General features: G+C 70.5%; 8 protein-coding genes and 1 tRNA gene. 7 read left to right on the top strand and 2 right to left on the bottom strand.

The annotated features are described in order from the left end of the window. The first annotated feature begins 225 nt into the window (after nucleotides 1-225). The 7 genes from ABGB05_RS34985 (at nucleotide 226) to ABGB05_RS35015 (ending at nucleotide 7,087) form a co-directional block, all read left to right on the top strand. Nucleotides 226-1,155 carry an AAA family ATPase gene (locus tag ABGB05_RS34985; protein ID WP_347658277.1) on the top strand — a complete coding sequence of 310 codons (930 nt, stop codon included), beginning with the start codon at nucleotides 226-228 and terminating at the stop codon, nucleotides 1,153-1,155. A 129-nt stretch (nucleotides 1,156-1,284) separates the two neighbouring features. Beyond that, the gene (locus tag ABGB05_RS34990) at nucleotides 1,285-2,511 is read left to right on the top strand and encodes a ScpA family protein (protein WP_347658278.1); all 1,227 of its coding nucleotides are present in this window, start codon (nucleotides 1,285-1,287) and stop codon (nucleotides 2,509-2,511) included. Next, the gene (scpB, locus tag ABGB05_RS34995; protein WP_347658279.1) at nucleotides 2,508-3,632 is read left to right on the top strand and encodes an SMC-Scp complex subunit ScpB; all 1,125 of its coding nucleotides are present in this window, start codon (nucleotides 2,508-2,510) and stop codon (nucleotides 3,630-3,632) included. Before ABGB05_RS34990 ends, scpB begins: the two co-directional genes overlap by 4 nt. Next, a complete protein-coding gene (locus ABGB05_RS35000) occupies nucleotides 3,619-4,371 on the top strand; it encodes a pseudouridine synthase (RefSeq protein WP_347658280.1) in 753 nt (250 codons plus the stop codon). The genes scpB and ABGB05_RS35000 overlap by 14 nt, the downstream gene beginning before the upstream one ends. Nucleotides 4,372-4,575: 204 nt before the next feature. Continuing rightward, nucleotides 4,576-5,259, top strand: a complete 684-nt coding sequence (gene cmk, locus ABGB05_RS35005; RefSeq protein WP_347658281.1) for a (d)CMP kinase — start codon at nucleotides 4,576-4,578, stop codon at nucleotides 5,257-5,259. Between the two features lie 148 nt (nucleotides 5,260-5,407). Further along, nucleotides 5,408-6,811: a ribosome biogenesis GTPase Der gene (der, locus tag ABGB05_RS35010; RefSeq protein WP_347658282.1), complete on the top strand. Its 1,404-nt coding sequence runs from the start codon at nucleotides 5,408-5,410 to the stop codon at nucleotides 6,809-6,811. Between the two features lie 202 nt (nucleotides 6,812-7,013). Further along, nucleotides 7,014-7,087 (top strand) — tRNA-Pro (locus ABGB05_RS35015). A gap of 75 nt (nucleotides 7,088-7,162) precedes the next feature. Here the strand turns inward: ABGB05_RS35015 and ABGB05_RS35020 are convergent. Further along, nucleotides 7,163-8,140 carry a site-specific integrase gene (locus tag ABGB05_RS35020; RefSeq protein ID WP_347658283.1) on the bottom strand — a complete coding sequence of 326 codons (978 nt, stop codon included), beginning with the start codon at nucleotides 8,138-8,140 and terminating at the stop codon, nucleotides 7,163-7,165. A 58-nt stretch (nucleotides 8,141-8,198) separates the two neighbouring features. Beyond that, nucleotides 8,199-8,651 carry a hypothetical protein gene (locus ABGB05_RS35025; protein WP_347658284.1) on the bottom strand — a complete coding sequence of 151 codons (453 nt, stop codon included), beginning with the start codon at nucleotides 8,649-8,651 and terminating at the stop codon, nucleotides 8,199-8,201. Nucleotides 8,652-8,789 lie beyond the last annotated feature (138 nt).

The following is an 8,789-nucleotide window of genomic DNA, read 5'->3' on the forward strand; positions in this document are numbered from 1 at the left end:
ATCTCGGCGCGCGGCGCCTGCGACGCGTGGACGCTCCGGCCGTGGTACACCGTTGTCCCCGCCGAGTCGACACGCCGAGACGGTGCCCACTACGGTGCTGCGACGTGGCGTACAGTCGGCATCGGCGCGGCCTCGTGAGGCGGCAATCGAGGTTCGCGGCGGCGCCGCACAGGACACCGTTCGGCTCCGACGCCGGGCAGTCGTCGGGAGGGGGCGTACGAGGACATGGCTGACAACGGTGACCGTGCCGAGGCGTGGACCTCGACCCTGCGCGAACAGCAGTCCGCCCTGGACCTCGGCGCCGAACTCGGCCCGGCCGACCCGGCCGCGTACACGATGCGCAAGCCGATCCCGGAGCCGATGCCGACCGACCAGCACGGCCCGGCGCGGATCATCGCGATGGCCAACCAGAAGGGCGGGGTCGGCAAGACCACCACGACCATCAACCTGGGCGCCGCGCTGGCCGAGTACGGCCGCAAGGTTCTGCTTGTCGATTTCGACCCGCAGGGCGCGCTCTCGGTCGGGCTCGGCGTCAACCCGCACAACCTGGACCTGTCGGTCTACAACCTGCTGATGCAGGACGACGTCACCGCCGAGGACGTGCTGATCAAGACCGACGTGGCCGGCCTGCACCTGCTGCCCGCCAACATCGACCTCTCGGCGGCCGAGATCCAGCTGGTCAACGAGGTAGCCCGGGAGATGGCCCTGGCCCGGGTGCTGCGCTCGATCCGCAAGGAGTACGACTTCGTCCTGATCGACTGCCAGCCGTCGCTGGGCCTGCTCGCGATCAACGCGTTGACCGTGGCGGACGGCGTACTCATCCCGCTGGAGTGCGAGTTCTTCAGCCTGCGCGGGGTGGCGCTGCTGCTGGACACCATCGACAAGGTGCGGGAACGGCTCAACTTCGACCTGGAGCTCGAAGGCATCCTGGCCACCATGTACGACAGCCGCACCACCCACTGCCGGCAGGTGCTGCAGCGGGTGGTCGAGGCGTTCGGCGACAAGGTCTACCAGACGGTGATCACCAAGACGGTCAAGTTCCCGGAGTCCACGGTCGCCGGCGCGCCGATCACCACCCTGGACCCGGCGTCCTCCGGTGCCCGCAACTACCGCCAGCTGGCCCGAGAGGTGATCGCCGCGCAGGCCGAGCGGTAGCCCTGTGCGGAGGTTCCCGGCCGGCGGCTGCCGGCCGCTGTCCCGTTCCGTTTCCGTTTCCGTTCTCCGTTCCGGAGCCGGCCGGGTGGTGGGGGAGCGGCGGCACGGCCACCCCGAGAGGATCATCGGGTGAGTGACGGTACCGGCGTGGGGCTGCCGACGGACGCCGCGGAGCCGGTGGACTACGGTCGTCGGGTGAATTCCCCCGCCGTCTCCGCCGCCCCGGACCCGAAACCGCCGGGTCCGTCGGTGTCGGATCCGTCGGCCTCGGGGTTGGTATCCGGCGATCCGGGGCCGTCGGCGCCGGCCGCCACCGCTGTGGTGCCCGCCCAGAGTCAGAGATCGCCGTCGTCCGACCCGGACGACGGTCGTCCGGACGTCGCCGCGACGGCCGACGGGGACACTCCCACCGCCGACGAGACCGAGGCAGGCGCCGGCTTCACCGTACGGCTGGCGAACTTCACCGGCCCGTTCGACCTGCTGCTGCAACTGATCGGCAAGCACAAGCTCGACGTCACCGAGGTCGCCCTGCACCAGGTGACCGACGAGTTCATCGCCTACATCCGGGCGATGGGTGACGCCTGGGACCTCGACGAGGCGAGCGAGTTCCTGGTGATCGCCGCCACCCTGCTCGACCTGAAGGCGGCCCGGCTGCTGCCCGCCGCCCAGGTGGAGGACGAGGAGGATCTCGCCCTGCTGGAGGCCCGGGACCTGCTCTTCGCCCGGCTGCTGCAGTACAAGGCGTACAAGGAGGCCGCCGCGCACATCGCGGAACTGGAGGCGGTCGGTTCCCGCCGCTACCCCCGGGCGGTCACCCTGGAGCCGCGGTACGCCGAGGCGCTACCCGAACTGGTCCTGGGGATCGGACCGGAGCGGCTGCTCAAACTGGCGATCAAGGCGATGACCCCGAAGGCTGCTCCGGTCGTCTCCATCGATCACGTGCACATGGTACTGGTGAGTGTCCGGGAGCACGCCGCACTGCTCCGGGACCGGCTACGCCGGGCCGGCACCGCGACGTTCCGGATCCTCTGCGCGGACTGTGAGTCGACGCTCGAGGTGGTGGCCCGGTTCCTGGCGCTACTCGAGCTGTACCGGGAGGGCCTGGTCGGGTTCAGCCAGGTGGAGGCGCTCGGTGAACTGACCGTACGGTGGACCGGTCCCGCCGACGGCGGCGCCGACCTGACCATCGACGAGTACGCGGGAACGCCGGTCAAGGAGCCGGCGGCCGCCGGGGACCGCGCCGAGACCGCCGAGGTCGGCGTGGCCGGGGCTGCCGACTCGGACGTCGACCGGCCCGGCGTGGCGACCGGCACCGACCCGGCCGGCGCCGGAGAGATTCAGGAGGAGGCACGGTGACCAGCGACAATCGGCCGGAGTCCCTGGCCGAGCAGGCCGCGGCCTGGGTGCCGCCCTGGGAGCGGTCACCCGCCCCGCGACAGTCGACCGGGCAGGAGACGCCCGATGCGCCGTCGGTCGACGACTCCGACGGCGAGGGGCCGGTGACCGACGTTCCGGTCACGGAGGACGCGGCGCCGGCGGACGTGTCGGGGACGGCGGTGCCTTCGGCGACGGACGGTGGGGCACTGGACGGTACGCTGCCGGCTCCCGCGGCGCAGACCGCGGCCGGACCGGTGTCGGCCGGAGCGTCGAGCACCGAGGCGGGGGCGCGAGGGCTGTCCGGAGCGTCGAGCACCGAGGCCGGGGCGCGGGCGCTGCCCGGCGCGCAGCGCCCGTCCGGGGCGGAGGGTGTGTTCGCCGCCGAGGCCGCCGACGTACCCGGTCCGGAGAGCCTGTCCGGGGCGGAGAGCCTGCGCGGGGCGGAGCGTGCGTCCGGGGCACAGGCGGTGGACGGACCCGTGGACCATGGTGCCGGTGCCCCGGCGGGCCCCGCCGGCGCGACGGCCAGGCGGGCCGCGCCGCTGGCGCTGATCGACGACGCCGAGTTGCGCGGCGCGCTGGAGGCGATCCTGCTGGTCGTCGACGAACCGGTCGCCGAGATCGTCCTCGCCCAGGTACTGGAACAGCCGACCGAACGGGTCGCCGTCATGCTGGACCGGCTCGCCCGGGACTACACGACGGCCGGACACGGTTTCGAACTGCGCCGGGCGGCGGGTGGTTGGCGTCTCTACACCCGGCCGGAATACGCCGCCTACGTCGAACGTTTCGTCTTGGACGGCCAGTCTGTCCGACTCACCCAGGCGGCGTTGGAGACCCTCGCCGTGGTCGCCTACAAGCAGCCGGTGACCCGGTCGCGGATCTCCGCCATCCGCGGTGTCAACTGCGACGGGGTGATCCGTACCCTGGTCTCGCGCGGCCTGGTCGAGGAATGTGGCACCGAGCCGGACAGCGGTGCGTTCCTCTACCGGACGACAACGTTGTTCCTGGAGAAACTCGGGCTGGACAGGGTCGACCAGTTGCCGCCGCTCGCCCCGTTCCTGCCCGACGATGTGGAAGAGATCGCCGATGCCCCACGATGACAAGCTCGCCCCCGTCAACGGCGTCGAGCGCCTGCAGAAGGTGCTCGCCGCCGCCGGCGTGGGCTCCCGACGTGCCTGCGAGGACCTGATCTTCCGGCGCCGGGTCACCGTGGACGGCCGGATCGCGCAACTCGGCGACAAGGTCGACCCGTCGACCGCGGTCATCTACGTCGACGGCGAACGGGTGGTGACCGACGCCCGACTGGTCTACCTCGCGATGAACAAGCCGCGCGGCGTCGTCTCGACGATGGCCGACGAGAAGGGGCGTACCGCACTCGCGGACTTCCTCGGTCGGGTCGAGGAACGGGTCTACCACGTCGGCCGGCTCGACGCCGACAGCGAGGGACTGCTGCTGCTCACCAACGACGGAACGCTCGCCCACCGGCTGATGCACCCGTCGTACGGGGTGCCGAAGACGTACCTCTGCGAGGTGGCGGGACCACTGCGCCGCAACGCCGGGCGCCGGCTGCTGGCCGGAGTCGAACTCGAGGACGGCCCGGCCCGGGTCGACGAGTTCCGGTTGGTGGACACCCTGGGGCGAACCGCCCAGGTGGAGATCACCCTGCACGAGGGGCGCAAGCACATCGTCCGGCGGCTGATGGAGGAGGTCGGGCACCCGGTCTCCCGGCTGGTGCGTACCGCGATCGGCCCGATCCGGCTCGGTGATCTGCGTCCCGGTCGGCACCGGGTGCTGACCAACGCGGAGATCGCCGCGCTGTTCAAGGCGGTCGACGACTGATCCCGACCCGTACGGCCCAGCACGCCCCGGCGTCGGGCGCGGGCCGGTTCGGGGCGCGGGGCATGATGGACAGCGACACCCGGGGTTCCCAGGGTGCGCGCCGACTGTGTGGCGTGCCGATGTGGCCCGGGGCATACCTGCGGTTACCGGGACGCGAGCCCACGGACCGGGGCAGACGCAGATCAACTGGCAGAAGGAGGAACGGTGGCGGAAGAGGCACGGACCGGGCGATGTGTGGTTGCCGTGGACGGCCCGTCCGGTTCGGGGAAGTCCACCGTTTCCCGCAGGCTGGCCAGTGCACTGGGCGCCCGCTATCTCGACACCGGTGCGATGTACCGGGCGGTGACCTGGGCGGTGCTGCGCTCCGGTGTCGACCTCGAGAACGCCGAGTCGGTGACAAAGGTGGCCGGCGAGGTCGATCTGAAGATCGGCGTCGACCCGGAGGCGCCGAGCGTGACCGCCGACGGGATTGCCGTCGACCGGGACATCCGGGGCCCCGAGGTGACGGCCGCGGTCTCCGCGGTGTCGGCGGTTCCCGCCGTACGGGAGATCCTGGTCGCCCTGCAACGGCAGATCATCGAGGCGGCCGGCAGAATTGTGGTGGAGGGTCGGGACATCGGCTCGGTGGTGGCGCCGGACGCCGACCTCAAGGTCTACCTGACCGCGTCGGCCGAGGCGCGGGCGCAACGGCGCAGTACGGAGAACGCCGCCGACCTCGCCGTGACCGCGGCCGATCTGGCTCGGCGCGACCGGCTCGACTCGACCCGCGCCGCGGATCCGCTGCGGCAGGCGCCGGACGCGGTGGTGCTGGACACCACCGAACTGGGCATCGACGAGGTGGTCGCCCGGCTGCGCGACCTGTTGACCGGACGGCGGCCGGGTCAGTGAGACGACGTACGGGGCGGACGGTTGAGGTACCGGGTCGGGGTTGTCCCGGCCCGGATGGGCGTCGGACCGGTGTCCGGCGCGGCGAAGGTCGGACGGTTGTCCGGTCGGGTGAGGGTCGGACGGTTGTCCGGCGGGGCGAGGAGGCGTCGTGAGTACCGGTGACGGTTGGGTCGAGCTGCGGGAACCGGACATCGACCAGGAGGAGCCGACCGGTCCGGTGCCGGTGGTGGCGGTCGTCGGGCGTCCCAACGTCGGCAAGTCCACGCTCGTCAACCGGATCATCGGGCGACGCCAGGCGGTGGTCGAAGACACTCCCGGAGTGACCCGGGACCGCGTCCCCTACGACGCGCAGTGGTCCGGCCGGCAGTTCACCGTCGTCGACACCGGCGGTTGGGAGCCGGACGCCCGGGACCGGGCGGCCGCGATCGCGGCCCAGGCCGAGAACGCCGTGGCGACCGCCGACGTGGTGCTGTTCGTCGTCGACGCCACGGTCGGGTCCACCGACGTCGACGAGGCCGCGGTACGGATGCTCCGACGCAGTGCCAAGCCGGTGCTGCTGGTCGCCAACAAGGCCGACAACACCGCGATCGAGCTGGAGGCGACCTCGTTGTGGTCGCTCGGGCTCGGCGAACCGCGTCCGGTCTCCGCCCTGCACGGACGGGGCTCCGGCGACCTGCTCGACGCGATCCTCGAGGCGTTGCCGGAGGCGCCGCCGATCCGGGAGGTCGGCCCACGCGGCCCGCGCCGGGTGGCGCTCGTCGGCCGTCCCAACGTCGGCAAGTCCAGCCTGCTCAACCGCCTCGCGAGGGAGGAGCGGGCGGTGGTCGACGCCGTCGCCGGCACCACCGTCGACCCGGTGGACAGCCTGGTCGAGATCGGCGGCGAGGTCTGGCAGCTGGTGGACACCGCCGGCCTGCGCAAGCGGGTCGGCAAGGCCAGCGGTACCGAGTACTACGCCAGCCTGCGTACCGCCGGCGCGATCGAGGCGGCGGAGGTGGCGGTCGTGCTGCTCGACGCCAGTGAGCCGATCAGCGAGCAGGACCAGCGGATCCTGACCATGGTGACCGAGTCCGGCCGGGCGCTGGTCATCGCCTTCAACAAGTGGGACCTGGTCGACGCGGACCGACGGTACTACCTGGACAAGGAGATCGAGCGGGAGCTGCGCCGCATCCCGTGGGCGATCCGGGTGAACGTCTCGGCGAAGACCGGGCGGGCGGTCGACAAGCTCGCCCCGGCATTGCGTACCGCGCTGGCCAGTTGGGAGACCCGGGTACCGACCGGGCAGCTCAACCAGTGGCTCACCGCCCTGGTCCAGGCGACGCCGCACCCGGTGCGTGGGGGTCGGGCACCGAAGATTCTCTTCGCCACCCAGGCGGGCGTCTCGCCGCCCCGGTTCGTGCTCTTCACCACCGCGCCACTGGACGCCGGGTACCAGCGGTTCGTCGAGCGCAAGCTCCGCGAGGAGTTCGGCTTCGAGGGCAGCCCGGTGGAAGTCTCGGTACGCCCGCGCAAGAAGGTCGGTGCCGGCGGCCGGGGCAAGGCCCACGGCTGACCGGAGCGGGGTACTTCCTGGTGCCGGCAACCCTGTTTCAGGCCCGCCCCAGGAAGTACCCCATCTTCCTAGGATGCGTTAGGGGTTGTGGCGGCTCGCACGCCGCCGGTGGGACCAGTGAGGCAGGGGAGGGCGTGTGCGCGGACCGGATGATCCTGCGCTAAGCTGTACCGGCTGTCGCAGGGGGACCTGAAGCCAGCAACGGGACGTGGCGCAGTTTGGTAGCGCACTTGACTGGGGGTCAAGGGGTCGTCGGTTCGAATCCGGCCGTCCCGACAGTAAATCGGCAGGTCAGGGCCCTGGATCACTTCGGTGAGACGGGGCCTTTTTTGCTGGCCGTCTCACATTCTCTCACGAACGTCCATACTGTTTCTCTCGGTAGTCGAGAGGTGTCTCCCAGTCAGGGCAAGGGTTAGCTGAACAAGCCCGCATCAAGCTGGGCGGCAGCCACCTCAGATGACTCAGATCCGGATGAACGTAGACCCGCTTCGCCAACGTGCCGCCGTCAGCGTGACCGGCCCACGCCGCCAACACCACATCCGGCACACCCGCGGCGGCAAGATGAGTCAGGCAGGCATGGCGGGCATCGTACGGTCGAACCTTGCGCACACCGGCCTTCGCCATCAACTCATACACCCGACGTCGAAGCCAGTCCGTACGCTGCGGCCGGCCAAGTTCGTCCACCAGCACATAGCCGCTGTTGGTGTACGCCTCGCCCGCTTCCAGGCGTTCCTTCTTCTGCCGTGTGCGTAGCGTCTTCAACGCCTGGGACACCGCTGTCGGCATCGGTAGGCCACGCCTGCCAGCCACCGTCTTGGCTTCCTTCTCCTCCACCTGCCCGTCCACCACCGTGCGGGTGTTGTCCCCGGCGGCGATCGTGCCGGCTTTGAAGTCCACGTCAGACCACCGCAACCCGCACACCTCGGCCGGACGCAAACCCATCAACGACAGCAGACACATCGGATACAGTCGCTCGCCCGTGATGGCGGCGAGGAACGTTCTGACCTCGTCCTGTGTCCACGGTTTGCGTTGAGCGCGGGCCTCGGCGGCCGCCTTGGCCGCCGCCCGGGGGATCGTCACATACGTCGCCACGTTGCGAACCACCAGCTGCCGGCGGGCCGCCACATCCAGTGCGGTCCGTAGCCGGCCCAGCGTCAATCGCACCGACCGGACACCGAGCCCGGTGCCGGGTTTGCCGCCACGGCGGCGGCCCTCGGTCAACATCCAGTCGACCAGGGCTTCGACATCGGCTTCGGTGACCTGCTGAAGTATCCGCTCGCCGAGCCGGGCCGGGTCTGTCAAGTTGTTTTTACAGTCCCAGCGGGCCACCCACGCGATGGTGGGTGGCCCGCTTCCGGTACATCGTGCGATCAGGTCCGGGCCGACGTCACCCGCTGAAACCGGAGGTGTCGTAGATGAGGTTGCAGTTGCCGGCCCAAGCCGACGGTGGGGTGGTGCCGAGGCAGACGTACACGCCGACGTAGTCGAAGTAGCCGGACCAACTCCAGCCCGTGGCGCCCGAGGTGCTGACCGTGTCGGTCGCCTTGATGACCTCGTACGTCGTCGGGTCACCGACCCAGCGGTAGCGCAGCCAGGCCCGGGCCGCGACGCCGTCGCCGTTGACCAGGTCCTTGACCCAGTTCAGACCGGTTGTGGTCTCGAAATACCCCGACACGTCGTCGTAGCAGAAGTTGGCTCGGGAGGAGGCCCCGTTGACTCCGCTGGAGTTCTGGACATATTCGACGTCGTCGTAGCAGATGGTGCGTGCGCTGGCCGCCTGTGCGGGCAGGATTACGGCGGCCGTCGCGACGGCGATCACCAACAGCAATTTCCGCAGCATTCCCGTTTCCTTCAATGACGTGATCTCAGCATGGATTCGGTAGGTATCGGTATTCGAAGTGGGTGAGGTGGAGAGCGGCGCGGACGATGTCGCCGATCTGCCGTGGGCTGGCGGTGGTGTGACGAAGGGTCCGCCAGC

Source organism: Plantactinospora sp. B5E13, from assembly GCF_039871775.1.
Lineage (GTDB): Bacteria > Actinomycetota > Actinomycetes > Mycobacteriales > Micromonosporaceae > Plantactinospora.